This window comes from Cohnella abietis (genome assembly GCF_004295585.1).
GTDB classification, from domain to species: domain Bacteria; phylum Bacillota; class Bacilli; order Paenibacillales; family Paenibacillaceae; genus Cohnella; species Cohnella abietis.
Genome location: NZ_AP019400.1, coordinates 3444984 through 3470229 on the forward strand (window position 1 = coordinate 3444984; position 25246 = coordinate 3470229).

Sequence of the window (25246 nt, forward strand, 5' to 3'; positions counted from 1 at the left end):
GCTTGAAGCGGAGTTACACCGTGCAATGGCAGCAGTCAACAGCGTTCCGGAAGGCTTCGAGCTCCTTAGTGCGAGGTTGGATTGTCTCTGTGAGTTTATTGTTTGTGAGGATAACGAGCAATGTTGGAAGCTTTGTGGACACAGCGATAACATTAAGCAAGCGGCGAATCGGTTAAGGGAAATATCAGCCAAAGCGTTATGTGAGGTTGAAAAAATAAGATCGTATCGTGCGTATAACGAAAAAGGGAGCATGAATCTATACAGCTCGCTTCTATCTGCCGCAGTTAAGGAAGAATGGACGTATGGGCAGATTGACCAGACATCTAAAGTTATTTTTATTGGAGCAGGTGCAACTCCTTTATCCGCTTTTACAATTGCCAAGGAAACTTCTGCACACGTAATATGCATTGATATTGACGATGAAGCCATTCATCATGGCAGGAAGTTAACGCATTTTCTAGACCTGCAAAGGATCGTACATTACTCGGACAGCGACTTGAAGAGCTGCGGGTTTCTAGAGACTGCCACACATGTATTTATTGCTTCTCTTGTGCCCGAGAAGCTTGAGATTCTAGAGGAGCTTAAATCCGCAACCCGTCCCGAATGCAAAATAATCGTTCGTTATGGGAACGGATTGAAGTCGCTATTTAATTATCCCCTGCATGCTGATTTGTTGATAAATTGGCACGTAGATTCGTTAAACCTCCGTACAAGAATTTACGACACTCTCATTCTTAGTAATCCCAAATCAACTGTTAACGCAGCAATGGTTAGAGAAATGAGTGCCATTACTCGCTGATGTCTTACATATCGAGGTCATGATAGTATCCTAAATTTGGATTTTGTTGTAGAATGATGGAGAATTCTATTAAATCCTAGAGATTAGGGTATAGACGGGTGAATAATGAAAAAGCTTATTGTTTTGAGTATCGCATTAGTTGTATTAATAGGAACTTCATCTTCTGCTTACGCGCATTCAGGAAGAACGGATAAGAATGGTGGACATAACTGCTCCGCCAAATCGAAACAAAAGGGTCTGTGCACGGGTTATCATTATCACAATAGGAAATAAAAAATAAGAAGACTTCCGGTCTGATTTGATTCGGGAGTTTTTTTGTACAAATCTAAGTAAATGGAAATATTTAATCAGACAAAAAAGCCCATCTTCTGACATTTTAAGTATAATTTTAATGGTTTTTTAGATTCAGCCCTTCTATGATATCAGAAGGAAGTGCTTAATTTTACCAGTCATTTAATTACAGGGGGTTAATCATGAGATCGGTTAGAACAAAGCTGCTTGGTTCATTTCTTATTGTGTTGGTATTTGTAGTGTTGCTAGGTTATAGCGGCTTGACTCAAATTAAGAAAATGGACGATTTCACTAAGGAGGTCACAAGTGACTGGATGTTCGGCATTGAAACAATTAACCAGGTGAATCTGAACATCGAACAGTTCCTAAGTAATTACTATCAGACTTCTATGACGAAAGATCCCAAACAACTAAAGACATTGGGGGAAGCAAGCACAGCGCTAGTTGCTTCAATTGATCAAGGGATTGTGAAATACAGCGAGTCGGCTTCAAGCGATGAGGATAAGGCAATCTATGCAACGCTTAAGGAAGCTTGGGGTCGATTCCAAGCGGGGGTAGCCGTTACTAATTCTGGAAAAGCGAGTAAGGAAGAATTAACCAAGGCTATGGAGGATATCGGCACATCCTTTACAGATTTAAGGAAAGCGGTAGATTCATTAATTACATATAATCACGACGGCGCAATAAATAGCCAAGCTGAAAGTGATAAAGTCTATTTGGATACGTTGTCCACTTTATTTTATGTTGGAGTAACTATTTTCGTAGTTGTCGGTTTATTGGCATGGCTGTTAATCGTTAATTTAACTAGACCATTGAGAGCGACTACCGCTATTATGAATCGGATATCAGCGGGCGATCTGAGGGTTGAGCCATTGTTAGTAAACCGGAAAGATGAGTTTGGTGTGATGATGGAAGCTGTTAATAAAACATTAGCCAATCTCCAGCTGTCGGTTAAGCAAATGCAAGAGGCGTCAAGCTCAGTCGCTTCATCATCAGCTCAGCTATACGCTAGCTCTGAACAGAATTCAGAAGCCGCAAGACATGTATCTGAATCAATTGGGCAAGTAGCTGTTGGATCAGAGGATCAAGCGAATACGGCTGCGGAATGTGGACGGGTCATTGACGAAATGGCTGAGGGAGTTCAGCGTATAGCGGAGACAACTGGGGACGTGGCTGAATTGTCACAGCAAGCAGCTGTTCGCGCAACTAATGGTTCAGAAAAAATCGTCGAAGTATCAGAAAGCATGCAAAAAATGCACGAGTCTGTCGAGCAAGCCAGTGAAACGATACAAAGACTGGAAGAGCAGTCGACTAAAATTAGCGAAATATCTGCTCTAATCGGTGATATCGCTTATCGTACGAATTTACTCGCATTGAATGCGGCAATTGAAGCTGCTCGCGCCGGTGAGCACGGCAAAGGCTTTGCAGTAGTAGCCGGCGAGGTACGTAAATTGGCATCCCAGAGTGATGAGTCGTCCCAAGGAATTATTGAATTAATTGCGACCATTCAGAAGGACACAATATCCGCTGCAACTACGATGAAGCAGAGCCTTGCAGATGTCCAAGAAGGCGTCATAGCTGTTGAGCATGCCGAACAGGCATTTAAGGAAATTGTTCTTTCGACGGGCGAAGTTTCGCTTAGAATTCAAGAAGCAGCCGCAGCATCTGAGCAGTTGGCAGCAAGCTCCGAGGAAGTTGCTGCATCCATTTCTAACATGGGCCATATCGCAAGACAGACAGCTGGTATGTCACAGCAAGTGGCAGCCTCAACGGAAGAGCAGCTAGCGTCAAGTGAAGAAATGACTAGATCGTCTCAGGTTTTGTCGGGAATATCCAAGGATTTGCAGTCGATCGTTCAGAAGTTTACTATTTAAGGGAAGATAGAAGTGTTAGTCCAAATTGAAAGGTGTGTGGGAGAATGAAATTTAGTCAATTAGGAAGATCAGGTCTGAAGGTTAGTAAGCTTAGCTTAGGGACTATGAATTTCGGTGTAGACACGGAGGAGAAAGAAGCATTCCGTATTATGGATGCTGCACTCGATGCAGGAATTAACTTCTTTGATACTGCTAACATATATGGCTGGGGTCAAAATTCCGGCAAAACGGAAGAGATTATTGGACGTTGGTTCGCGCAGGGCGGTGGACGACGTGAGAAGGTCGTAATAGCGACTAAGTTCTATGGAGAAATGCACGATGAAAACGATGGTCCGAATAACCCAGGTGGCTTATCGGCCTATAAGCTTCGTAGACATCTGGAAGGCTCCTTGAAGCGACTGCAAACCGATCACATTGAGCTTTACCAGATGCATCATGTCGATCGTAATGTGTCATGGGATGAGCTGTGGGAAGCATTTAGTGTTGTTCTTCATCAAGGAAAGATCGGATATGTCGGCTCCAGTAACTTTGCTGGACGCGATTTAGTTAAAGCTCAATACGAGGCAAAGTCGCACCGCATGCTTGGTCTTGTCAGTGAGCAGCACAAATACAGCTTGCTTTGCCGTCTTCCTGAGCTAGAGGTGTTACCAGCAGCGGAGGAGCTTGGCATTGGCGTTATCGCCTGGAGTCCACTTGATGGTGGTCTCTTAAGCGGTAATGCTTTGAAGCCTATCGAAGGCTCGAAGAGAGCTAATAATCCGGAGCGGGTGGAGAAATATCGCACTCAATTGGTTGCCTTTGAAGCGTTGTGTAAAGAGCTCGGTGAGAGTGAAGCGAATGTTGCGCTAGCTTGGACGCTGGTTCAGCCTTCTATGACGGCTCCGATCATTGGACCAAGAACGCTGGATCAATTAACTTCAGCGCTGCGTGTCGTAGATATCGTATTAGACGAATCTACCCTTAAGCGTCTGGACGAGATTTTCCCCGGCCCTGGTGGCTCCGCTCCTAAAGCGTATGCTTGGTAAGGAGATAGGCGGAGAGAGCGGCTAATTCTCAGCAGCGGCGCGGTTTGGTAAGGAGATAGGCGTTTCGGTGTGCTGCAAGCCGTTCTGAGCGGACTAATTGGTGGAAAACCGAGGTTCTGTGTGCTGCAAGCCGCTGAGGGCGTACTAAATGGTGGAAAACTGTGGTTCGGTGTGCTGCAAGCCGCTCTGAGCGGACTAAATGGTGGGAAACCGAGGTTCTGTGTGCTGCAAGCCGCTATGGACGGACTAAATGGTGGAAAATCGGGTGTCGATGTGCTGTAAGCCGCTATGGACGGACTAATTGGTGGAATACCGAGGTTCCGTGTGCTGTAAGCCGCTGTGGACGGACTAAATGGTGGAAAACCGAGGTTCGGTGTGCTGCAAGCCGCTCTGAGCGGACTAATTGCTGGGAAACCGAGGTTCGGTGTGCTGCAAGCCGCTCTGAGCGGACTAAATGGTGGAAACCCGAGGCTCGGAGTGCTGCAAGCCGTTCTGAGCGGACTAAATGGTGAAAAACCGAGGTTCCGTGTGCATTAAGCCGTTGTGAGCGGACTAAATGGTGGGAAACCGAGGTTCGGTGTGCTTTAAGCCGTTGTGGGCGGACTAAATGGTGAAAAACCGAGGTACAGTGTGCTTTAAGCCGTTGTGGGCGGACTAAATGGTGAAAAACCGAGGTACAGTGTGCTTTAAGCCGCTGAGGGCGTACTAAATGGTGGAAAACTGTGGTTCGGTGTGCTGCAAGCCGTTCTGAGCGGACTAAATGGTGGAAAACCGAGTGTCGATGTGCTGCAAGCCGCTCTGAGCGGACTAATTGGTAGAAAACCGAGTTTCTGTGAGCTGTAAGCCGTTACCAGCGGACTAATTGGTGGAAATACGAGGTTCCGTGTGCTGCAAGCCGCTGACAGCGGACTAAATGGTGGGAAACCGGGTTTCCGACTTATTCCCAGCAGCAGCGATGGCGTCGCAGGTGGGCGAGGGTAATCTAAAAAGGCGTTGAAACAGGTATAAGCTACCTGGTTCAACGCCTTTTTGTTTACAGCCCCATGTTACTCTGTTTCTTCCGAAATATCCGCCCAGATCTCATCTTCGACATCTAGCTGGATTTGGGAAGGGTAGACACGTTGATCGTATTCCGTCAACATGTAACGCATAATCGCTTCTTTTAGATTAGCTTCAATCAAGATGCGACTTCTTTCTTGAATCGTGACCTCAGCGCTAAAGCCTTGATCCTCATCATAGAGAAGCTCTACTTCAACTGAAGTAACGGGTACTTCGTAACGTTCAGCCATATTGACACAAACTGCATTTACGATCTCATCCATAGTTATCCGCATAGTCAATTACCAGCGGCGATTATTGTCGTTTGGATTTTGTGGTTGTGTTTGACGACGACGCTTGAATGCATTGAAAACAGCCATAATGACAGCAATCAGAGCGACTATAGCAAGCACATTGATGAGCATACCCATCATGTTACCGAAGAAGCCAGATCCAAACATTCCACCAAACATTAAACCAGCTAAGCCCCCGATCATCATGCCCTTCATGAAGCTACCTCCACCAAAGAAACCTGGTTTTGAAGCAGCGCCTGTTGCAGATGATTTATTTGTTGTTGAGCTTTTGCTAACACCATCTTGTGCTTTAGGTGGTGTTTTGTTGAAGGATTTTTTTCCTGAGCTAAAAGAACGCGGTCTTGCATCTGCGCCATCAGCCGGAACAGTTACAGCAATTGTGAAAACGAACAGACTTAGAACGAGTAGTACTTTTTTCAACATGAAATTGCCTCCTGCTAGTTTAAAATTTATATTTGACTATGTAATACGTACGAAAGCGAAGAGGGTTTCAAAAAATATATGGATGCTCGTTAATAAATATTGAGGTATGCTAAAGAGAATAATTTGGTTGATAAAGAAAGAGGAGCTCCCCCATGATAGCGTTCAATTATCCTAACGAGTATATCCATTATTTGGCTGAATATAACGGTTCGCGTGATTACTTCGAATGCCATGAAATTATGGAGGAATATTGGAAGGAAAACCCGGATTCTGAGTTGAAGACATGCTGGCTTGTGCTTATTCGAATACCGGTGTGCTTGTATCATGCAAGAAGAGGCAATTGGGCAGGGGCAATAAAGCTTATGGGAAAAGCTGTGGTAGAAGCTGAGCCTGATCTATTCGATAAGCTAGGGCTAGACGGTAAGCAGCTAGTAAAAAATCTAAACCAAGTGCTACTTGATTGGAAAAAATCAAATGTAACCTATGAAGACATAGAGTTGACGATTACCGATCCTGAGCTGCTAGAAGCGGCTAAGCGGCGCTGCCAGCAGTTGGGATATACTTGGAGAATAAACGGACTTGAAGCAGGAGATAGCATCATTCATCGGCATTTGACGAGGGATCGGAGCGATGTTGTTCTAGCTAGGGCAGAATCAGCCAAGCGCAAAGCGCTTAGCCGTGAGATTCCAAGTAAACATAACCATCCGTAACGACTTCCAATTCACCGCTATCCGGATGAATAATCAAACCATGCACAGGTGTGCCCGGAGGAAGGAGGGGGTGATTGCGGACAATGTCCACGCTGTTCTCAACACTCTCTCTGACACTGTCAAAGCCCGTTAACCAACGGTTAAGGTTAATGCCCGAATGGCGCAGCGTATGAATAACATGCTGCTGGACACCTCTGGCCTCCATGTGCGCAACTACATTATTAGGATCAATACCGGTCATGCCGCATTCATGATGACCAACGATGTATACTTCATTGGCGTTTAGCTCATATAAGGCAACCAATATGCTCCGCATAATATTGCCGAACGGTGAGGTCAGAATGGCCCCGGCGTTCTTAATAATTTTGGCATCGCCGTTCTTAAGGTTCATAGCCTTAGGTAGAAGCTCGGTTAAGCGGGCATCCATGCAAGTAACGATTACCATACGCTTGTCCGGAAATTTAGTAGTCGTTAAATACTTCTCATATTCTTTGTTTTGTACAAATTCCTTGTTGTAAGCTATGATTTCATCCATTTTATGCAAAGCTAATTCCTCCAACTCAATCTATTTCACGCTTTCAGCGGTACGTCTGTCCTCTAATTTTAATCGATTACTATAAATTTGACCATCGCTAGCCAATGTAAATGCACGTTTGTCCGGTTGATACGTGATACGCATGTAGTCATCGAAGAACACCTCATGCTGCTGCTCATACCATACCTCGAAATGGTTGCTTTCCGCATTCAGCTCTCCGTTCTGTGGGGAATGAATGGCCCATAGCGTCGGCACTCCATTAACAGAGCACCCACAGCCTTCGGAGTCGGATACAAGCTTCCATACTTTAGTGTCTGCACCAAACCGGTTTTGTATTTCTTGAATGGCTTCATCGCTCCACTTAATGTTCATCAACTACCGTCTCCTATCTCGTTGTTTCGCTCTTTATTTTATGTAAGTAAGTTGATTATAAATTTTGCTGGGGGTATGATCAAGGGGACAATATTCAGCTTGGAAAGGTCGTGTCTATATGAGTAGCTTAGATCAGGGTTCATCGTCACCTCTGAAGCGTTTCCAAGAGTTGACGGGTCAAATTAAGCAATACGAAGAAATATTGGGTCTCGTCTATTGGGATATGAGAACGGGCGCACCGCGCAAAGGAATTGCCCAGCGCTCAGAAGCAGTAGGGGCATTGTCCTCGGAAACGTTCAGGCTATCGACTTCTAGCGAGATGGGCGAGCTGTTAGAGAAGCTGAATGAACCGGAGCAGCTTAAGCAGCTCGGTGAAATCGATCGTCGCTTAGTTGAGGAAACAACGAAGGAATACGAGCGCAATCGTAAAGTGCCTCCTGAATTGTATCGGGAATACGTCGTCTTGACCTCTCAAGCAGAATCCGCTTGGGAAGAAGCGAAGGAAAAGAATGATTTTCCGGGGTTTGTCCCTTATTTGGAGAAAATCGTTGCGATCAACCGTCAATTTATTGAGCTGTGGGGAGTGAAGACAACCCCTTACGATACATTGCTTGACATGTACGAGCCTGGTTTGACAACAGTGGAGCTAGATCGCTTATTCGGTGAGCTCAGAGCACGTCTTGTGCCACTAGCCGAGCAGATTGCGAATTCCCAACATAAGCCGGATACCTCCTTCTTGGAAGGTACCTTTGATAAAGAGGCGCAGAAGAAATTCAGCAAATTTATACTTAACGAAATGGGCTACGACTTTGAGGCGGGTAGACTGGATGAGAGTGTGCATCCATTCGCAACGGGATTAAGCCCAGGAGATGTAAGAATTACGACACGGTACCTACCTGACGATATTACGAGCGCTTTATTCGGTACCATTCACGAGGGCGGTCATGCGCTATACGAGCAGAACATTAATCCGGAGCTTGCCGGTACTCTGCTATGCACGGGAACCTCGATGGGTATTCATGAGTCGCAATCCCGTCTATGGGAAAATATGATTGGGCGCAGCTTAGGCTTCTGGCAACGGTATTACCCGGATTTGCAGGCTCATTTTCCAGGGCAGCTGGATGGTGTTACTGTGGAAGCCTTCTATCGGGGAATCAATGTCGTTGAGCCCTCATTAATTCGGATCGAAGCGGATGAATTGACTTACAATCTGCACATTATGATTCGTTATGAAATCGAGAAGATGCTGTTTAATGAAAACTTAGACCCACGGGATCTCCCAGAAGTATGGAATAAAAAATATGCAGAAGCTCTCGGTGTTACCCCGGCGACGGATGCAGAAGGCGTGCTTCAGGACGTTCACTGGTCAGGCGGCGCTTTCGGATATTTCCCATCGTATTCGTTAGGGAATATGTACGGTGCGCAGATGATAGACATAGCGCATAAGGAGCTGCCGAACTTGGATCAGCAAGTGGCTGCTGGAGAATTGCTACCGCTCAAGCAATGGCTGACAGAGCAGGTGTACCAATACGGTAAGCTGCAACAGCCTGCGGAAATCATTGAACGAATTAGCGGCAAACCGCTTCAGTCATCTTATTTGTGTGACTATCTGGAAAACAAATACAAAGATATATATCGATTGGAATAGTTGAGGAGGCGAAGGAGGGGAAACTCTTTTTCGTCTCTTTGCTATGCACATGCTGCCGGAGGGATTAAGGATGGGATTTCGTGTCATTAAGACAGCAATAGCTACACTAGCAGCGATCTATACCGCATATCTCCTTGGAGTGGAAAATCCATTGTCGGCAGGTATACTCGCGATAATGGGAGTGGATACGACCCGCTGGAAGGGAATTAGATCTGTATCTGCGCGTATTATGGCTTCTTTGTTAGGGCTACTGCTGGCATCATTTCTGTTCGAGTTCATTGGCTATTACATCTGGGTGCTTGCCGTGTACATTCTGATTTCTTACCCTTTGCAGGCTCGAACGGGATTGAAGGACGGAATTATTACCGGATCTGTTATCGTGTTTCATTTGTTCGCTAGGGGAGAAGTAACGTTTCACGGAATTCTAACGGAGCTTGAGCTTCTAGTTATCGGCTTGGGCTGGGCTACTGCGGTTAATTTGATCTACACACCTAAGGAAAATACAACACTCATTGCTCTGCGTAATAAGACCGAGCAGGGTTTCTCTGATATTTTTCATAATCTCGCCAAGCATTTGCGCAGTCCTGATTTCGTGTGGGACGGAAAGGAGATTTTGCGCACAGAGTCTGTCATAGACGAAGGGATTATGGTAGCACAGCGAGCACGCGAAAATCGACTCATTCCTCAAGATGAGCCGTGGCAGCTTTATTTTCAAATGCGCAGTCAACAGCATGAATCCATTAAATTAATGGTGGAATCGATTGCCTTCATCTCTAATCATGTGCCTCAAGCGGAGCTGATTGCTGTATTGTTCGACCGTTTAATGGAGGATGTGAAATCCGAATTTTATGAAGGCAATACCGAACAAATGCTGACAGAGCTAGAAAAAAGCTTCCGTGAGATGCCTTTGCCAGTATCAAGAGATGAGTTCGAAACCCGATCCTCGTTGCTCCATGTTTCCCGCGAATTACGTCGTTTCCTGGGTATTGCAAGCCGTGAGAAAAAACGGAAGTCAACTTCTGCTCAAGCGATCATACAATGAAAAGGTAAGTCTATTCAGACAACCGCCCGCATCTAAGCTGCTGGGTAACGGTTGCGGGATGCAACAATACATTTTTGTCACTCTAGACGAATGTCCTGCATAGACTTTAAGTGACTTGATCGTATGGAGGAGGTCTACCGAAATGGCTATTGCGGATAAACGGCTGCAACGAAGGGAAATCATCACGAAAGCGGTTTGCGGCAAAGGCCGTAAGTTCTCGACGATTACCCACACCGTAACGCCGCCGCACCACCCGACCAGTATTCTTGGAGCGTGGATCATCAATCATCAGTATGAAGCGGTGAAATCAGGGGACGGAATCGAAGTAATCGGGTCTTACGATATTAACATCTGGTATTCGTACAACAAAAACTCTCAAACCGATGTCGCGAAGGAAACGGTCTCTTATGTTGAGGTCGTTCCCCTATCGTACGTAGACCCGAAGCATCGCTCTACTACAGAAGAGGTTTCTGCGGATGCAACGCATGAACCTAATTGTGTGGAAGCGACGATTAGTTCCAATGGTTCTTCCGTGCTCATCCGCGTCGAACGGGAATTCGCCGTGGAGATGGTTGCTGAAACAAAGGTGTTTGTCGTAGTGGATCCGAATGGATTCGACGACGAGGGGAAAGACGTCGACTTCGGCCTTGGTGATGAAGAAGATTTTGAAGATCTCGATTCCGATTTACTGGAAGACGAATTGTAATCGGTCGGTCTTAAGCCGGTACTTAAGTCTATGCAGAGACGGAACAAAAGTCGAGGGCGAATGCCCTATCGGTGCAGCAGGATAAGCCTGATTGTAGCAATGGCAAACATAGGGAAGGGTCATTCGGCTTCGGCGTTCATGCGCCGCCTGCGGGACGGCCCTTCCCGTGTTGTGTGGAGGGAAGCTACATGACAGATCAAGTGGGAACGATGTGGACGTACGATGGGGATGGCGCGCGCAATACTTTGGCCGAGAGCTTATCTTTACCGATCATCAGTGATTTGTCGCTGGCACAGCCTAACGATTGTGTCATGCTGCTTGGGAAGCTGAGCAGAAGGGCAGTTGAATATGTGAATGCTATTAAGGGCTCAAAGCACGCGACACCTTTATTGTTGAATAGAGAAGCTACGAAGGTGCTTGCCTTGACCGCTACGGAGACGGAGAGAAGGCTTCGAAGAGAGGGATTACCTGCCAGAATAGGATCGTTAGATGATGGTGGAACCCCTATAACAGCTACGGTATGGGGATTCGATGCGATTGAGATAAGGCGTCTATATCCCGTAAAGCAGAAATTTAATGGCATAAAATATAAAGCGGGATCATTAGAAGATTCTACCTTTACGCAAGAGCATCCGCTCTGGAAGCCTGTAGAAAGAATGTCCGCCCGCGCATTGTTCTTGTTAGGTCTGGACTTTGGTCACGTAGAGCTCCTGTTAAACGACAGAGGGTCCGTTACGATTACTGGGATCTCACCAGTGATGAGTATCACGACTAAGCAAGGTGAACAGCGGCTTGAAAATTTAATTAGCACATTTGCAACTCACTGGTCTCATGAAATGGCAGATGGCGCACAAGCTACTTTGGGGGCAGATCCCGAGTTTATTCTGATGTCACCTGAAGGGCGTATTATTCCAGCATCCCGTTACTTCACTCCAGAAGGGGCAGCAGGATGCGACTCCGTAAGAATCAGAGGAGAGAAGCACTGGCCATTGGTCGAGCTGAGACCGAGACCGTCCATAAATCCCGCCCATGTTATGTCCGACATACGGAAGCTGTTATATGTAGTAGCTGAACGCACAGCAGGTGATAAGCTCTCGTGGAGGGCTGGAGCACTGCCTGTTCCTGGCTTACCGCTAGGCGGTCATGTGCACCTTAGTGGTGTTGCTCTAACGGGAGAGCGGCTGCGTGCGCTAGATAATACTGTCGCTCTCGTGATGCGTCTCCTAGAGCCGCCTATGGCCGCACGGAGACGTCCGCGGTATGGCTCGCTTGGAGACGTCCGTCGTCAGCCTCACGGAGGCTTTGAGTATCGGACTCCCCCCAGCTGGCTCGTATCTCCGCGTCTTGCCCTCGGTGCATTCGCGTTAACTAAGGTTGCGGCTGAGCACGCGAGGGAGCTAGCTGTAGACCGCCCATTCGATGAGGATAGCTATCGAGATGCATTCTACGAAGGCAATCGGGAGCTACTACTAATGGCAATGCATAGAATGGTTCAGACCGTAACAAAGACAGAGGGCTATAGAGTCTATCGCGAGCCTATCGATTTCCTGTTTAACTCAATTGCACGAGCACGAAGCTGGGATGAATCAACGGACATCCGTTCGAAGTGGCGCATTCCGATTAAGTAGATTGTAGCTTGTACGTCTGATTCCATTCCTATATATTTCTCTACTTCTCGCTACGATCATACACTGCGCCATAACGCTCACGAATTAAATCTGCAGTTAATTGTCCAGATAACGTGACCATAGGAACACCACCACCAGGGTGAGTAGATCCACCGACGAAATACAAATTATCGATGATCTCGCTTTGGCTAGGAATTTTGAATCCTCCATTAAGCTTCCGATCCGTTACGACACCGTAAATGGAGCCGCCATTTGAACCATAGAGACGTTCTAGGTCGTCAGGAATAAAGCTATATTCGAATTCAATATGTTTTCTTAAATCCTGAAGTCCCATTCTCTCCAGCTTGTCCAGCACCAGCTCGCGATAGCTTGCTTTGATCGGCTCAAAGCTCTCACCAGGACGGAGCGGGGGAACATGGGTTAAAACAAATAAGTTTTCCTTACCCTCAGGAGCTTGTGTAGGATCTGATTTAGAGGAGACGCCGATATAGACGGTTGGATCGTCTGTCGGAATTTTATCGACGAATATGTCATGAAACTCCTTCTCCGCGTTGCGAGAGAACAGGAAGTTATGATGCTGCAGCTGCTCATATCTTCGATTTACCCCAAGCAATAGCACGAGGCCAGAAACGGTGGGAGCGTATTTCTCCAGCTTGCGAGAAGTATCGGTGGCCTGTGGGAGATGATTCAGGATAGTGTTATAGGTTGGGATCGCCTCTAGATTAGACACAACGAGATCCGTTTCCAGCCTCGTGCCGTCTGACAGCCATACTGCCGTTGCATGGTTTCCCGGAGCTTCAATGCGAACAACCTCTGCGTTCGTTCGAACCTCTACCCCCAGCTCATCCAGTAGCTTGAGCATACCTCGGGCAATATTGTACATCCCACCCTCAACGTAATAAATTCCTAGTCCAAGCTGGACATGTATAAGCTGAGAGAGCGTCGCAGGAGCCGCGTAAGGAGAAGAGCCAATATACATGATGAAAAAATCAAATAGCTGCTGAAGATGCTTGTCTTTAAGGAAACGTTTGGTGCTCTGATGCATGCTCCGTAGAGGGTCCATAGACAGCAATTCCTTGAAGGAGTGAAGACCTCTGAGGTCACTTAGACCCGTTAGGCTTTTGCTATAAAAGCTTTTGAGACTAAGCTCATACTGATGCTGACAATATTGCAAATAGGTCATAAACCCTTCCGCGTCCTCTGGAGAAATCTTGGAAATCTGTTCGAGAAGCGTCGGAAGATCAGCTGCCACATCCATCGTCACTCCGTCCTCGAAGAAGGTACGCCATTGCGGCTCAACACGGATTAACGTCATGTAGTCTTCAAGCTTACGATTTGCACTGGCGAACAATTGCTTAAGAACCCAAGGCATCGTCAGGATGGAAGGTCCTGTATCGAAAGAATATCCCGCTCCGGAACGAATATTGAGCTTGCCGCCAGCTCTTTCATTTTTCTCCAAAACGACAACCTTATGACCATCGGCTGCTAGACGAATGGCAGAGGACAAGCCACCAAGACCGCCTCCAATAACTACCGTAGTTCCTTTCATAATAAGCACCCTCTCCAAATTAACCTATTATTTTGATCCTTCTCATCGACATTCTGAATATAGAGCTGCATGGCTTTGAATAGTATTTGTATGGAGTGAAATACTGATTTTATAGAATTTATTTCCAACATCATTATTGTTGTCCTAAGTTCATCCTTTTCAAACTGTGGAGGAGGGTAAAAATGCAAATGAGACAAGCATTGCCGCTACCCGAGATAGCAGGCATGAATAAGGCACGGGATGCATGGCCCTCTTGGAAAGCTCTCACAGTAAAAGAAAGACTACGTATACTCGCTAAGCTACGAGTCTTGATCATTCGAGATATGGATAAGTGGATCGACGTCTTGCAGACAGAAGCATATAAAACACCAATGGACACGCTGACGACTGAGCTGATGACGGTAGCTGAAGCCATTTCCTATTATGAGAAGCGGGCAGAAGCTCTCTTGAGAACAAAACGGATGCCAACCCCATGGAGATTTTTTGGCTCGAGATCCTATGTTGTCCGAGAGTCTAGGGGAGTTGTCGCTGTTATCGCGCCGTGGAATTTTCCTTTGCAGCTCTCACTTATTCCCGTCATTACGGCTCTAATATCGGGAAATGTCGTGCTGCTGAAGCCATCGGAGAAGCTTCCACTTACCAATCAATTGGTTACCAGTGTTATTCGGGAGGCAGGTTTCCCAGATGGGGTTTGCCAAGTGATAGAGGGGGGTCAAGCAACAGTAGAGAGGCTAATTGATTGCAGGCCAGATCATATTTTCTTTACTGGAGGTGTCGAAGCAGGACGCAATATCCTCAAGCATGCCGCCAAGCATCTGATTCCCTGTGAGCTGGAGCTTAGTGGCAAAGATCCAATGATAGTATGCGCGGACGCACTGATCGAAAGAGCTGCTCGCGCTGCTGTATGGGGAGCTTTCATGCATAACGGCCAAGTATGCGTCAGCGTAGAGAGGGTATATGTTCATGAGCGCGTGTATACCGAATTCGTTAACAGGGTAATTGTGTTGACCAAGGGACTAACACAGAGCTTAACGGAATGGTCTGATTTGAACGGGATGACAACTGAAACGGGCTGGCAACATTGTCAAAGCTTAGTGGACAATGCCCGATCTCAGGGTGCGGATATTGTTGCTGGGGGATTAGCGGAAGGTGCGATCCCGCCCTTGTTTCCACCGACAGTGTTAACGGGTGTAACACCAAACATGCGCCTTATGAAGGAAGAAATATTCGGTCCGTTGTTACCCATTATTAAGGTGAAGGACGAGCAAGAAGCGGTGAGACTCGCCAACGAATCTTCCTATGGTTTAAATGCATATATATTTGCAGAGGACATTGTGAGAGCAAGGAAGCTTGCAAGTCAACTACATACGGGTAACTGCTTTATTAACGATGTCGTTCAGAATATTAGCAACATGCACCTGCCATTCGGCGGGGTAAAGGAAAGCGGTTATGGAAAAATCCGCGGAGTGGAAGGGCTTTACGCCTTTACACATGCAAAGTCGATCATGGTCAACCGTGGCAAGCGCAAAAAACAAATGAACTGGTTCCCCTACGATCCCAAAGCTTTCAAATGGCTTAAGCAAGCGGTTAGGCTACTTTATGGAAGAAGAAGCAGGTGGCTGCGATGATACTGACTTGGTTAATCGTATTAGTTGGCTGGTTATGCGGCTGGCAGCTGCTCCTGGCAAATAAGACACTTAGGTTTACTAGTAAGCAACAGATTCACCAGCCATTCGCAAGACCTTCACTATCTATCATCGTTCCTGCAAGGAATGAAGCCTCTAATATTGGAAATTTAATGCGTTCATTACGGGGGCAGCTTGGACCGAACGATGAAATAATCGTCGTGAATGATGGCTCAGTGGATGACACGGGGATAATTGCTGAGGCGTGGGGAGCGCGAGTGGTCGCTACTAAAAGAATCCCTATAGGCTGGCAAGGAAAGAGCTGGGCATGCTGGAATGGGGTACAGGCCTCGTCAGGCGAAATGCTTTTATTCATAGATGCAGACGCTCAAATGGCTCCTAATGGCATTAATAGCATCGTTTTCGAATATTTAAGTGTACAGGGGTGCGGGAAAGGCATACTCACTATGCAGCCTTACCACCTGATGAAAAATGCCTACGAGAAGCTCTCCCTCTATTTTAACTTAATTGTGCTAGGAGCTATTGCAAGTGCTGGAAGGAAATCGGGCGGATTCGGACCCGTCGCCCTATGCCTGCGGGAGGAATATGACGATGTCGGAGGACATGCTGGAGTAAGTGGTTTCATTCTAGAACACTATGAGCTAGCACGGCGTTACGCTTCTATGGGCTACCCCGTTCGTAATCGGTATGGCGAGGGTGTCGTGACGTTCCGCATGTATCCTAGTGGATTTCTTAGCCTTGTGAGGGGATGGAGCAAAGGCTTTGCAACAGGAGCTGGTACCTCGTCAGTCCGAACGCTTTTAATCATCATTCCTTGGATAGCTGGTTCTCTCACAGCATTTACAAGCCTGATCAACCATCTCGTTAATGGTAGTTGGATAGGTAATCTTGCAGGAACTGCTATCTATATGTCTTATGCCATTCAGCTCTATTTGCTCCAGCAAAGAGCGGGCAACTTTGGATACCGAACTGTGGTTCTGTATCCTCTAGCGCTAATGACATTTCTGTGGGCGTTTATCCAGTCGTTGATTTCAACGTTCTTCGTACGAAGGGTGGAATGGAAGGGACGCACTCTAGCGCTGAAGGAGAAGGGGAAACGGGCATGAATCTGTGGACAACAGTGTGGACGATTACAGCTAATGTGCTGGGCGTTCTGATTATACATTTAGGGATAGCTTATGCGTGCTATAGAATGCCAGACTATTGGTTTGTCAAACGGCACCCGAGCTCTTATCAACAACTGACTGCCAAAGACAGCCTTCGAGAAGAAAGGTTTTACGATAGAGTGTTGAAGATTCGCAAATGGAAGGACCGGCTACCTGAAGGCAGCAAGCTATTCCGCCAAGCATTCGATAAAAGCAAGCTCCAACACAAAACAGCTGTCCATTACCGTCAATTTATATTAGAGACGAGACGCGCGGAATGGACGCATAGCTTATCTATCCTGCCAGCACCGTTGTTTCTAATATGGAATAACGCCATTGGGAGTGGATTAATGATTGCCTACTCTCTGATCGCCAACATTCCGTTCATTCTCATTCAACGTTATAATCGCTTCCGTCTGAACCGCATCCTATCTCATCTTGAGGGGAAAGAGCGAGCTTGATCGACTATAGGTACACAACAGAGCGGTAGCTTACTTAATAGCGCTACAAGATTTACCTGAAGGGAGAGAGAGCGATGAAGAAACGCAAAGTAGCCATTGTAGGCGCCGGACCTGGTGGACTTGCTGCAGCCATGCTATTGTCCGCACAAGACTATACCGTTGAGGTGTTCGAGAAGCAGGCTTCCCTCGGAGGAAGGACATCCCGGGTGGAGCTTGGAGACTACCGCTTCGATAGAGGACCGACCTTCTTCCTGATGCCTTCCTTGCTGGAGGAGTTGTTCAACTCCGTTGGCCGATCCCTTCATGATTACGTTCAATTGATCGAGCTTGATCCTCTATACCGGCTGCAATTTGGCGAAACGCAATTCTCTCCCTCACGAGATAGTAAGCGCACTAAGGAGCAGATTGACCGTTTGTTTCCTGGCGACGGTGATGGTTATTTACGGTTCATGGAAGAAGAGGGGAAGAAATTCGAGAAAGTGTCCCCGCTGCTCCGTCGATCATTCAGCAGCCCAAAGGATTACTTGAAGAAAGATCTATTATCCGCTTTGCCTAGATTGAACGCTGTGGGTAGCGTATATGATCGGCTTTCGCGATATTTTAAGGACGAACGATTGAAGTACGCCTTTTCCTTTCAAGCCAAATATTTAGGGATGTCACCTTGGGATTGCCCCGGTACATTTACGATTCTATCCTACTTAGAGCACAAATACGGCTTATACCATCCCATAGGCGGAGTGAATCGGATTTGTAAGGCGATGGGCAGTGTGATCAGTGAATTTGGCGGTGAAATCCGGTTGTCAGCTGGCGTTAAGAAGGTAATAACAAGCAACGGTCGAGCCATCGGATTAATGCTGGATGATGGGGAGAAGGTCGAAGCGGATCATGTCATTCTGAATGCTGATTTCGCTACAGCCATGAACGAGCTATTCGAGCCGGGAATCCTTCGGAAATATCGTCCCGAAAAGCTTGCACGCAAGAAATATTCCTGTTCGACTTACATGCTATATATGGGCATCAATCGCAAAATCGAGCTGCCTCACCATACAGTGCTGTTCGCTAACGATTACCGCCGCAATGTACAGCAAATGATGTCAGGGGAGCGCGTTTCAGAGGACCCTTCCATTTACATACACAACCCTGGGGTTACTGATTCGACACTTGCTCCAGAAGGCAAGACAGCATTATATGCCTTGATGCCAGTTGCTAACCTCACGGGCAAGACCGATTGGGTTAACGAGGAAAGCAGAATACGCGAAACGATGCTGAAGCGAATGGAGCAGCTTCCAGAGCTAAAGGGAATTAGCGGTCAAATCGAAGTAGAAGCGTCATTAACTCCGCTAGGCTGGCGTGACAATCATGGCGTATATCGAGGAGCAACGTTTAACCTTGCTCATTCTTTGGATCAAATGATGATGCTTCGACCGCATAACCGCTTCGAAGAGGTAGACAATTGCTGGCTCGTTGGTGGAGGAACCCACCCTGGAAGCGGGCTGCCGACAATTTTTGAATCTGCGAGAATCAGTACAAGCTTGCTAATCGAGCAGGATGCTCGGCAGAAGCTCTATGCCGCTTCTATTCCATCTAGCGTTCCTAGTGGAAAGGGGGCTTTCCGATGGAAGTAGCCATTGTCGGTGGAGGTATAGGGGGGATGACTGTTGCTCTCTTGCTGTCCAAGCAGGGTCATTCCGTGACCCTCTACGAGAAGAACAGACAGCTAGGTGGGAGACTCGCCTATCAGCAGATTGGGGTTAGCCGAATTGATCAGGGTCCAACGATTGTCTTACTGCCAGAGATGATCCTTAGCATTCTAGAGGAAGCAGGCGTGGAGCGGTCGCGCATCCCACTCATTCCATGTGATCCGATGCATCGTATTCATTATACAGATGGAACGGTGTTTCACAAATGGAGAGATACAGCGAGGCAAGCTCAAGAGGTGGAAGAGAAATTTCCTCATGAGGGCGATGGATTTAAGCGTTTCATGAGGGAGATGGAAACGGTTTTTGGCAAAGGCAAGGAAGCCTTTCTCGAGCGTCCTTTCTTGCGTAAGCGGGATTTCTGGAATTATCGGAATGTCGCTTTGCTAAACAAGCTTCAAGTATTTCGCAGTGTGAGGGAGGTTGCCGCTAAATACTTCCGTGATGAGAAGCTGAAGGATGCTTACTCCCTGCAAACGTTATACATAGGTGGTGCACCATACCGTTCACCGGGATTATACTCATTACTTCCTTTTGCTGAGCATGCTTACGGTGTTTGGTACTTCAAGGGTGGATACGCGGGTCTTTCCCTATTACTTGAGGATGAGCTTCGCTCGAGGGGGGTAAATATTCAAACCGACACAGAAATAGATGAGCTAATTGTTGAAAAAGGTCGCTGTCATGGTGTCGTGACGAGTAGCGGGCAGGCCCGATTCGATTCGGTTATCTATAATGGTGAATTTCCAGGATTATCAGGGTTGATGCGAGGTAAGGCACGTCCCAGGTTCAAATCGTTCGTTCCTTCCTCAGGCTGCGTACTCGTCTATCTTAGTGTCGCTAAGAGGTGGGAGAACTCAGCTGTTCATCAGTTTTTCCTGCCGGAATCGCTGACGGATCAGCTACGGCATATTTTCGATGAGGGTAAGCTGCCGGACGAGCCTTCTTATTATGTGTTTAATCCCATTGTGATTGATGCTGATGCTGCCCCTTCTGACGAGAGCGTCCTATGTGTGCTTATTCCTGTTCCTTCAATCGGTAAGGTGAACTGGAGCGAGGAGACGCCCGCTTTAGTGGACTATGTACTGGATAATATGCAGCAGCGTGCCTTCCCCGGCTTACGAGAAGCAATGATTCAGATGGTCGTGCGAACACCGGAGGATGCATCTGCTGATGGACTTTACCAGGGAGGCAGCTTTGGTATAGCCCCAATTCTCACGCAATCCGCCGCTTTTCGACCGCAAATCGTGCCATACCCAATACAAGGCTTATACGCGGTAGGCGCCTCTGTCCATCCGGGTGGAGGAATTCCAATCGTCATGCAAGGTGCCAAAATGCTAGCCCAGCATTTATCGAAGGAGTGGGAACATGGAACTGTCAGTCTGCCTCGCTAAATGCGAGAAAATGATCCGCACAGGATCATCTAGCTTTTACCATGCGTTCCGCCTGCTACCTTCCCCGAGGAAAGAAGCGGTCTTCGTTATCTATGCATTCTGTAGACTCATCGATAACTCGGTAGATGAACCAGAGAAATCCCCGTTCACACTGGAGGAGCTAGAAAGCCAGTTTTTACGCTTGGAGACGTCCAATGGGCATTTCATTTGGCCATCGCTCCGATGGTTATTCGCTAATTTTGCTGTTGATCCGGGTTCATTTATCCGTCAGATGATCGGCCAGAGAAGAGATTTAAAGCTGACGCATTACGACACGGTGGCACAGCTAGAGGAATATTGCTACCTCGTTGCAGGCACAGTTGGAGAGATGCTGCTTCCCGTGCTTCATGACCACCCAACAGAGCATGTTATTGAAGCAGGTATTTATTTAGGCAAGGCTATGCAAATCGTTAATATAGTCAGGGACGTGGGAGAGGATCAGCTCCGGGGGAGACGATATTTACCCCGCGAGCTTATGGATCAGCAGGGCTACTCGGCTCAGAAATTTGCAGAGGGACGGGTTGATGACACCTTCATTGGGTTAATTGACAATCTTAGCTCATTGGCTCGATTATGGTTCGATTACGGTTTGCAACGCTTGGATGCCTATCCCGCTTCGAGTGCCTTTTCAGTGGAATTGGCAGCAGGATATTACCGGGCCATATTAGATGAGATTGTAGCTAATCGATATGATGTGTTTTCTAAACGTGCAGTCGTTGGTACTGCCGCTAAGTTAGAGATATTCAATAACCTCAAGCGGAAATATATGCCGAGCATAAAAGAGCTAGCCCGATGAGCATTCGGATGTCCCGTAGTATAAGGCTAGTGTTTTTAGGGTGGTATACGGTCGGACTGGCGCTCATGCTTTCGGTAGGAGTACCCGATAGTCTTGGATTTGCTAACGGAATTTTCTTGCTTCTCTACGCTATTTACGCTGTTGAGCTATATGGTAGAGCGGCTATGGATGAACGAAAGCTATGGGCGCGCGTCATTGCAGTGGGGGTCATTACCTTTTTTGTAGAGTGGATTGGGGTAAGGACTTCGTGGCCTTTTGGAGACTACAGTTATACTCCTTTACTCGGTTGGGCTCTTGATGGAGTGCCGATTGCTATTGCTTGCGCTTGGGTAGGAGTTCTATTAAATGGAATTCTACTGTCGGACGGGCACTCAAGGTGGAAAAGGGCTCTGCATACGGGATTGTGGACGGTTTTGATAGATCTTGTTCTCGATCCCGTAGCCTTTGTCAGAGAAATGTGGATATGGACAGATCACGAGGGTGTGGTAGCTTATTTAGGTGTTCCGATTAACAACTTCATCAGTTGGTTTCTCTTGTCTGCGTTGCTGTCTCTGGTGTTCCCTCTCGTTAAGCATCCTCGGTTAGTGAGAAGAGAAGCGGCAAGGCTAATGCAACTCATCCTTCTGATGTTCGGGGTGTTGGGGATTAAGGATGGCTTGATTATACCATTAGCCATTGCTCTTATCGGAGCTGCAGTAGCGGAAGGAGTGGCAAGAATTGATACAAGCACAAAGAAGCTTACGATTTGAGAAAATATTCGCCCTATATAATGATCGTTACTTGCTCAGGAGAAACTTCCACTCCTTCGGTGTTAGAGGGAATATAGATCCCGTAGCAGAAGGGCGTCCGGTCATCTACTTGATGAATCATAGCTCTTGGTGGGATGGTCTTGTCGTGTTTCACGCTGTCATGAGATTATCGAGTCGAAAGCATTACCTGATGATGGACGAGCTTCAGATGAAGCGCTATCCCTTCTTTCGGAAAATCGGTGCGTTCTCTGTCGACAAAACGGGAGCAAGAAGTGTGATGGAATCCCTTCGTTATGCGGAAGATTTACTGAAGGATGGGAAGCCAGTATGGTTATTTCCTCAAGGTGATATCTATCCCCTTGAACGAAGGCCGCTGAAGTTTTCCGGAGGAGCAGCCTACTTATTAGAGAGGCATCCAGAAGCTGTTATTCAGCCTGTAACAGCTTATTATAGCTTGACGATGCACCAGAAGCCGGATGTTTCTTTGTTTTTTGGTTGTCCTCAGCAAGGGGAGTGCGATGACATTTCCCGTAAGGAGGCAACGTCGGCGTTAGAGCGTATGCTTGAGATGCAGCTAGAGGAGCATAGAAAGCAAGTTATTGCGGGCAATGGCAGAGCCAGTGAGACAGATTTCCGCTCCCTACTGAGGGGCAATCAATCCGTTAGTGATACCTTCTATGGATTCAAGCGGGGGGTGGCCAAATGGAGCTCGTTCTTTGGGCGGTAACCATTACGCTTGCGTTACAGCTGCTTTTTGTTTTGTGGAATTTGCGTCAAATGCCTAAGCTGGGCTTGCGAAGAGGCGACCTCCTGACAAAGGAAACCTCACAGGAAAGTAAACAGGACAATAGCGGTGACAGACCGTTATTATCTGTTCTCATTCCCGCACGTAACGAAGAAGAACAAATCGGACAGTGTGTGTCCTCTGTACTTGCAGATTGCTCGATGCTTTTAGAGGTACTCGTACTCGATGATCAATCAGAGGATGGCACTTATGAAGCCGCTTCCGTCTCCTGTTCGGGAGATAATCGTCTGAGAGTAATCAAGGGAACAGAGAAGCCGAACGGCTGGATGGGAAAGAGCTTCGCCTGCCATCAACTGTCTAAGGAAGCCAATGGTGAATGGTGGCTTTTTCTTGATGCGGATGCCAGATTATCGGATGGCACGCTTTCCAATGCAATGGACATGGCGCTTCAGCAACAGAAGGGTCTTATTACTGGTTTTCCAAGGCAAGTAACGGGATCTTGGATGGAGAAGCTAATAGTCCCGTTAATGAATTTTACAATTGCCTGTCACTTGCCGGTTAAGCTAGTTCGCGATTCTACTGATCCTAAGTTCGTGGCTGCGCATGGTGCGTTTCTGCTTATTCACTCGGACAGCTATAGACAGATCGGCGGGCACGCTGCATTCAAGGAACATCTCGTAGATGATATGCAAATGGCTAAAGCAGTTAAACGAGCGGGATTGCCCGTCACACTTGCGGACATAACAGATTACGTATCGGTACGAATGTATAACGACGCCTCGGAAGTATGGAACGGGTATAAGAAGAATGTTTTCGCTGGAATGGGACGTAATCTGCCCTTGTTAATTGTCCTCTTGTTGTTCTACAGCCTACTCTACATCGTTCCTCCGATAATGCTCATAATGGGAAGTCTTGCCTGTGGGTTGGAAGGCTTACAATCGGCTATCTCATTAGGAATAGTACCTGCTTTTGTTGCTTGGATGCTGGGTGTGGCTATTAAGTATAGGGTAGATAGACAAGGGAAGCAGCCAGCCAAGTTCGCATGGTATTTGCCCGCTGCCATTGTGCTCTTGATTTGTATTGCAATTGCCTCCTGGAGGGCAGCCGCTAACGGACAGGGTTATGTATGGAAGGGGAGGCGCTATTCATGAAAAGAGTTGTCGTCATCGGGGGAGGGCTAGGGGGGCTATCTGCTGCTATTCGATTGGCAACTGCTGGATTTTCCGTTACAGTGCTTGAACAGCAGCCAACGCTTGGCGGCAAGCTACAAAGAATTCAGCTCGGCCATTATACCTTCGATAGAGGACCCAGTACGATTACGATGCCAGAGGCTTTCCGCAGAGTGTTCACCAGTGCAGGGAGGAAGATGGAAGACTACATTCAGCTCTACAAGCTTAACGAGGGAACACGAAACATTTTTTCAGACGGTACCACAGTCGATCTCTCCTCAGATTTGGAGGCCGTGGAAAGCCAAATTAGTGCGTATAGCTTAGAGGATGCTGCTCAATATAAATCGTTTATGAAGGAATCCGAGATTTTGTACCGCTTGGCTGAATGTAATTTTATGACCCAGATACTAGGGTGGAAAGAAAAGCTACAACCTCGTATGGCACTTGCTTTTGCAAGAGTTCGCCCTTTTATGACGATGGATAAATTACTACGTCGTTACTTTCACCATCCGAATACGATAGCCATGTTTGGTAGATATGCCACTTATGTGGGATCCTCGCCCTGGAGCGCGCCCGCGATCTTTGGTATGCTTCCACATATGGAAAATGCCCTAGGCATATATGGAGTTAAGGGTGGCACTTATGCTATAGTGGAAGGCTTCAGTCGCTTGGCTAGAGAGCTAGGCGTGACGATTAAGACGGGAGTTCGCGTCACTCGAATCCTTTCGCGAAATGGCAGGGCGGTAGGTGTGAGCACTGATCAAGGGTATTATGATGCGGATTATATTGTAGCAAACGGTGATGTGCTTAGTGTTTGTGAAGAGCTGCTCGACGACAAGGATCGTGGAGCCATGTCTAGAAAGAAGGTTACGGAATACGAGCCTTCGTTATCAGGATTCGTTCAATTAGTAGGCGTGAAGCAGGAGTACCCACAATTGCTGCATCATAATGTATTTTATCCGAACACCTATTCGGAGGAGTTTCAGGATTTGTTTATACATCGGGTTCCACCCTCTGATCCAGCCATTTATGTATGCCATTCCGGGCATTCAGAGAGAGGGATGGCTCCAGAAGGGGCAAGTAACCTATTCATACTGGTAAACGCGCCATACCTGTCGGATTTAGTTAACTGGGACAATCCGTTCACGAAACAATATGGGGAACGAATATTAGACAAGCTAGCAAGTCTCGGTATTGAAGGATTAAGAGACGCTGAGGTAAGGATGAGCTATACACCGCTTCAGCTTAAGCAGGACACGTCGGCCTATCGCGGAGCGATATACGGAATTTCGTCGAACTCACCCCGACAAACGTTTGCTAGACCGTCCAATAGAGGGCCGATTTCGGGGCTCTGGTTCGTAGGCGGTACAACTCACCCTGGTGGCGGCACGCCGATGGTCGCTATGTCTGGTCAATTGGTAGCGGAGTCGTTGATCAAACATTCAGGAGTATAA

At 47.2% G+C, this 25246-nt stretch carries 26 protein-coding genes; 21 read left to right on the plus strand and 5 right to left on the minus strand.

All coding sequences use genetic code 11. The features are described from left to right. The first annotated feature begins 25 nt into the window (after nucleotides 1-25). The 6 genes from KCTCHS21_RS14800 to KCTCHS21_RS14825 all read left to right on the plus strand — a co-directional run bounded on the left by KCTCHS21_RS14800 (nucleotide 26) and on the right by KCTCHS21_RS14825 (nucleotide 4526). Nucleotides 26-799: a nicotianamine synthase family protein gene (locus KCTCHS21_RS14800; protein ID WP_130609584.1), complete on the plus strand. Its 774-nt coding sequence runs from the start codon at nucleotides 26-28 to the stop codon at nucleotides 797-799. Between the two features lie 105 nt (nucleotides 800-904). Next, complete coding sequence (locus KCTCHS21_RS14805; RefSeq protein ID WP_130609587.1) at nucleotides 905-1072, plus strand: YHYH domain-containing protein; 168 nt, start codon at nucleotides 905-907, stop codon at nucleotides 1070-1072. A 200-nt stretch (nucleotides 1073-1272) separates the two neighbouring features. Beyond that, on the plus strand, nucleotides 1273-2964 hold the full coding sequence (locus KCTCHS21_RS14810; RefSeq protein ID WP_130609590.1) for a methyl-accepting chemotaxis protein: 1692 nt from the start codon (nucleotides 1273-1275) through the stop codon (nucleotides 2962-2964). A 44-nt stretch (nucleotides 2965-3008) separates the two neighbouring features. Continuing rightward, complete coding sequence (locus KCTCHS21_RS14815; protein ID WP_130609594.1) at nucleotides 3009-3989, plus strand: aldo/keto reductase; 981 nt, start codon at nucleotides 3009-3011, stop codon at nucleotides 3987-3989. A 69-nt stretch (nucleotides 3990-4058) separates the two neighbouring features. After that, nucleotides 4059-4271 carry a hypothetical protein gene (locus tag KCTCHS21_RS14820; RefSeq protein WP_130609597.1) on the plus strand — a complete coding sequence of 71 codons (213 nt, stop codon included), beginning with the start codon at nucleotides 4059-4061 and terminating at the stop codon, nucleotides 4269-4271. Nucleotides 4272-4328: 57 nt separating this feature from the next. Continuing rightward, entirely contained in the window at nucleotides 4329-4526 is a 198-nt protein-coding gene (locus KCTCHS21_RS14825; RefSeq protein WP_130609600.1) for a hypothetical protein, read from the plus strand. Nucleotides 4527-5035: 509 nt separating this feature from the next. Here KCTCHS21_RS14825 and KCTCHS21_RS14830 read toward each other — a convergent pair. After that, on the minus strand, nucleotides 5036-5323 hold the full coding sequence (locus KCTCHS21_RS14830) for a DUF2653 family protein (RefSeq protein WP_130609603.1): 288 nt from the start codon (nucleotides 5321-5323) through the stop codon (nucleotides 5036-5038). A 6-nt stretch (nucleotides 5324-5329) separates the two neighbouring features. Continuing rightward, a complete protein-coding gene (locus KCTCHS21_RS14835) occupies nucleotides 5330-5764 on the minus strand; it encodes a hypothetical protein (protein ID WP_232058199.1) in 435 nt (144 codons plus the stop codon). Between the two features lie 152 nt (nucleotides 5765-5916). Here KCTCHS21_RS14835 and KCTCHS21_RS14840 point away from each other — a divergent pair, with 152 nt between their 5' ends. Then, entirely contained in the window at nucleotides 5917-6474 is a 558-nt protein-coding gene (locus KCTCHS21_RS14840) for a DUF309 domain-containing protein (protein WP_130609606.1), read from the plus strand. Here the strand turns inward: KCTCHS21_RS14840 and KCTCHS21_RS14845 are convergent. Both KCTCHS21_RS14845 and KCTCHS21_RS14850 read right to left on the minus strand, forming a co-directional pair. Further along, nucleotides 6437-7018: a beta-class carbonic anhydrase gene (locus KCTCHS21_RS14845; protein WP_130609610.1), complete on the minus strand. Its 582-nt coding sequence runs from the start codon at nucleotides 7016-7018 to the stop codon at nucleotides 6437-6439. The genes KCTCHS21_RS14840 and KCTCHS21_RS14845 overlap by 38 nt on opposite strands. A 21-nt stretch (nucleotides 7019-7039) precedes the next feature. Then, nucleotides 7040-7381 (minus strand): iron-sulfur cluster biosynthesis family protein, encoded by a 342-nt coding sequence (locus tag KCTCHS21_RS14850; protein WP_130609613.1) that lies wholly within the window; start codon nucleotides 7379-7381, stop codon nucleotides 7040-7042. Between the two features lie 118 nt (nucleotides 7382-7499). Here KCTCHS21_RS14850 and KCTCHS21_RS14855 point away from each other — a divergent pair, with 118 nt between their 5' ends. The 4 genes from KCTCHS21_RS14855 (at nucleotide 7500) to KCTCHS21_RS14870 (ending at nucleotide 12405) form a co-directional block, all read left to right on the plus strand. Then, complete coding sequence (locus tag KCTCHS21_RS14855) at nucleotides 7500-9029, plus strand: carboxypeptidase M32 (RefSeq protein WP_130609616.1); 1530 nt, start codon at nucleotides 7500-7502, stop codon at nucleotides 9027-9029. A gap of 70 nt (nucleotides 9030-9099) precedes the next feature. After that, nucleotides 9100-10071, plus strand: coding sequence for an aromatic acid exporter family protein (locus KCTCHS21_RS14860; protein WP_130616530.1), 972 nt, complete (start codon nucleotides 9100-9102; stop codon nucleotides 10069-10071). 142 nt (nucleotides 10072-10213) lie between these two features. After that, nucleotides 10214-10777 (plus strand): outer spore coat protein CotE, encoded by a 564-nt coding sequence (locus KCTCHS21_RS14865; protein ID WP_130609619.1) that lies wholly within the window; start codon nucleotides 10214-10216, stop codon nucleotides 10775-10777. A 188-nt stretch (nucleotides 10778-10965) separates the two neighbouring features. Continuing rightward, nucleotides 10966-12405 carry a putative amidoligase domain-containing protein gene (locus KCTCHS21_RS14870; RefSeq protein ID WP_130609622.1) on the plus strand — a complete coding sequence of 480 codons (1440 nt, stop codon included), beginning with the start codon at nucleotides 10966-10968 and terminating at the stop codon, nucleotides 12403-12405. A gap of 40 nt (nucleotides 12406-12445) precedes the next feature. Here KCTCHS21_RS14870 and KCTCHS21_RS14875 read toward each other — a convergent pair whose 3' ends face one another. After that, nucleotides 12446-13954 carry a phytoene desaturase family protein gene (locus KCTCHS21_RS14875; RefSeq protein ID WP_130609625.1) on the minus strand — a complete coding sequence of 503 codons (1509 nt, stop codon included), beginning with the start codon at nucleotides 13952-13954 and terminating at the stop codon, nucleotides 12446-12448. Between the two features lie 182 nt (nucleotides 13955-14136). Here KCTCHS21_RS14875 and KCTCHS21_RS14880 point away from each other — a divergent pair, with 182 nt between their 5' ends. From KCTCHS21_RS14880 to KCTCHS21_RS14925, 10 genes are all read left to right on the plus strand, one after another. After that, nucleotides 14137-15582 carry an aldehyde dehydrogenase family protein gene (locus KCTCHS21_RS14880; protein ID WP_130609628.1) on the plus strand — a complete coding sequence of 482 codons (1446 nt, stop codon included), beginning with the start codon at nucleotides 14137-14139 and terminating at the stop codon, nucleotides 15580-15582. Then, on the plus strand, nucleotides 15579-16706 hold the full coding sequence (locus KCTCHS21_RS14885; protein ID WP_145988949.1) for a glycosyltransferase family 2 protein: 1128 nt from the start codon (nucleotides 15579-15581) through the stop codon (nucleotides 16704-16706). Before KCTCHS21_RS14880 ends, KCTCHS21_RS14885 begins: the two co-directional genes overlap by 4 nt. After that, nucleotides 16703-17206, plus strand: a complete 504-nt coding sequence (locus KCTCHS21_RS14890; RefSeq protein ID WP_130609635.1) for a glycosyl-4,4'-diaponeurosporenoate acyltransferase CrtO family protein — start codon at nucleotides 16703-16705, stop codon at nucleotides 17204-17206. The genes KCTCHS21_RS14885 and KCTCHS21_RS14890 overlap by 4 nt, the downstream gene beginning before the upstream one ends. Before the next feature lie 74 nt (nucleotides 17207-17280). Continuing rightward, complete coding sequence (locus KCTCHS21_RS14895) at nucleotides 17281-18831, plus strand: phytoene desaturase family protein (protein ID WP_130609638.1); 1551 nt, start codon at nucleotides 17281-17283, stop codon at nucleotides 18829-18831. Next, on the plus strand, nucleotides 18822-20294 hold the full coding sequence (locus KCTCHS21_RS14900) for a phytoene desaturase family protein (protein WP_130609641.1): 1473 nt from the start codon (nucleotides 18822-18824) through the stop codon (nucleotides 20292-20294). The genes KCTCHS21_RS14895 and KCTCHS21_RS14900 overlap by 10 nt, the downstream gene beginning before the upstream one ends. Further along, nucleotides 20269-21129, plus strand: coding sequence for a phytoene/squalene synthase family protein (locus KCTCHS21_RS14905; protein ID WP_130609644.1), 861 nt, complete (start codon nucleotides 20269-20271; stop codon nucleotides 21127-21129). Before KCTCHS21_RS14900 ends, KCTCHS21_RS14905 begins: the two co-directional genes overlap by 26 nt. After that, the gene (locus KCTCHS21_RS14910; protein ID WP_130609647.1) at nucleotides 21126-21878 is read left to right on the plus strand and encodes a carotenoid biosynthesis protein; all 753 of its coding nucleotides are present in this window, start codon (nucleotides 21126-21128) and stop codon (nucleotides 21876-21878) included. Before KCTCHS21_RS14905 ends, KCTCHS21_RS14910 begins: the two co-directional genes overlap by 4 nt. Then, nucleotides 21847-22605 carry a lysophospholipid acyltransferase family protein gene (locus KCTCHS21_RS14915; protein ID WP_130609650.1) on the plus strand — a complete coding sequence of 253 codons (759 nt, stop codon included), beginning with the start codon at nucleotides 21847-21849 and terminating at the stop codon, nucleotides 22603-22605. Before KCTCHS21_RS14910 ends, KCTCHS21_RS14915 begins: the two co-directional genes overlap by 32 nt. Next, nucleotides 22581-23774 carry a glycosyltransferase family 2 protein gene (locus tag KCTCHS21_RS14920; RefSeq protein ID WP_130609653.1) on the plus strand — a complete coding sequence of 398 codons (1194 nt, stop codon included), beginning with the start codon at nucleotides 22581-22583 and terminating at the stop codon, nucleotides 23772-23774. The genes KCTCHS21_RS14915 and KCTCHS21_RS14920 overlap by 25 nt, the downstream gene beginning before the upstream one ends. Next, the gene (locus KCTCHS21_RS14925; protein WP_130609656.1) at nucleotides 23771-25246 is read left to right on the plus strand and encodes a phytoene desaturase family protein; all 1476 of its coding nucleotides are present in this window, start codon (nucleotides 23771-23773) and stop codon (nucleotides 25244-25246) included. Before KCTCHS21_RS14920 ends, KCTCHS21_RS14925 begins: the two co-directional genes overlap by 4 nt.

Bases quoted from the DNA above. Each gene is read 5' to 3' on its own strand.
- KCTCHS21_RS14835 (WP_232058199.1), bottom strand. From the start codon at position 5,764: ATGTTGAAAAAAGTACTACTCGTTCTAAGTCTGTTCGTTTTCACAATT.
- KCTCHS21_RS14920 (WP_130609653.1), top strand. From the start codon at position 22,581: ATGGAGCTCGTTCTTTGGGCGGTAACCATTACGCTTGCGTTACAGCTG.
- KCTCHS21_RS14830 (WP_130609603.1), bottom strand. From the start codon at position 5,323: ATGCGGATAACTATGGATGAGATCGTAAATGCAGTTTGTGTCAATATG.
- KCTCHS21_RS14805 (WP_130609587.1), top strand. From the start codon at position 905: ATGAAAAAGCTTATTGTTTTGAGTATCGCATTAGTTGTATTAATAGGA.
- KCTCHS21_RS14860 (WP_130616530.1), top strand. From the start codon at position 9,100: ATGGGATTTCGTGTCATTAAGACAGCAATAGCTACACTAGCAGCGATC.
- KCTCHS21_RS14890 (WP_130609635.1), top strand. From the start codon at position 16,703: ATGAATCTGTGGACAACAGTGTGGACGATTACAGCTAATGTGCTGGGC.
- KCTCHS21_RS14870 (WP_130609622.1), top strand. From the start codon at position 10,966: ATGACAGATCAAGTGGGAACGATGTGGACGTACGATGGGGATGGCGCG.
- KCTCHS21_RS14865 (WP_130609619.1), top strand. From the start codon at position 10,214: ATGGCTATTGCGGATAAACGGCTGCAACGAAGGGAAATCATCACGAAA.
- KCTCHS21_RS14885 (WP_145988949.1), top strand. From the start codon at position 15,579: ATGATACTGACTTGGTTAATCGTATTAGTTGGCTGGTTATGCGGCTGG.
- KCTCHS21_RS14900 (WP_130609641.1), top strand. From the start codon at position 18,822: ATGGAAGTAGCCATTGTCGGTGGAGGTATAGGGGGGATGACTGTTGCT.
- KCTCHS21_RS14875 (WP_130609625.1), bottom strand. From the start codon at position 13,954: ATGAAAGGAACTACGGTAGTTATTGGAGGCGGTCTTGGTGGCTTGTCC.
- KCTCHS21_RS14910 (WP_130609647.1), top strand. From the start codon at position 21,126: ATGAGCATTCGGATGTCCCGTAGTATAAGGCTAGTGTTTTTAGGGTGG.
- KCTCHS21_RS14850 (WP_130609613.1), bottom strand. From the start codon at position 7,381: ATGAACATTAAGTGGAGCGATGAAGCCATTCAAGAAATACAAAACCGG.
- KCTCHS21_RS14810 (WP_130609590.1), top strand. From the start codon at position 1,273: ATGAGATCGGTTAGAACAAAGCTGCTTGGTTCATTTCTTATTGTGTTG.
- KCTCHS21_RS14895 (WP_130609638.1), top strand. From the start codon at position 17,281: ATGAAGAAACGCAAAGTAGCCATTGTAGGCGCCGGACCTGGTGGACTT.
- KCTCHS21_RS14815 (WP_130609594.1), top strand. From the start codon at position 3,009: ATGAAATTTAGTCAATTAGGAAGATCAGGTCTGAAGGTTAGTAAGCTT.
- KCTCHS21_RS14880 (WP_130609628.1), top strand. From the start codon at position 14,137: ATGCAAATGAGACAAGCATTGCCGCTACCCGAGATAGCAGGCATGAAT.
- KCTCHS21_RS14840 (WP_130609606.1), top strand. From the start codon at position 5,917: ATGATAGCGTTCAATTATCCTAACGAGTATATCCATTATTTGGCTGAA.
- KCTCHS21_RS14925 (WP_130609656.1), top strand. From the start codon at position 23,771: ATGAAAAGAGTTGTCGTCATCGGGGGAGGGCTAGGGGGGCTATCTGCT.
- KCTCHS21_RS14905 (WP_130609644.1), top strand. From the start codon at position 20,269: ATGGAACTGTCAGTCTGCCTCGCTAAATGCGAGAAAATGATCCGCACA.
- KCTCHS21_RS14855 (WP_130609616.1), top strand. From the start codon at position 7,500: ATGAGTAGCTTAGATCAGGGTTCATCGTCACCTCTGAAGCGTTTCCAA.
- KCTCHS21_RS14800 (WP_130609584.1), top strand. From the start codon at position 26: ATGGCAGCAGTCAACAGCGTTCCGGAAGGCTTCGAGCTCCTTAGTGCG.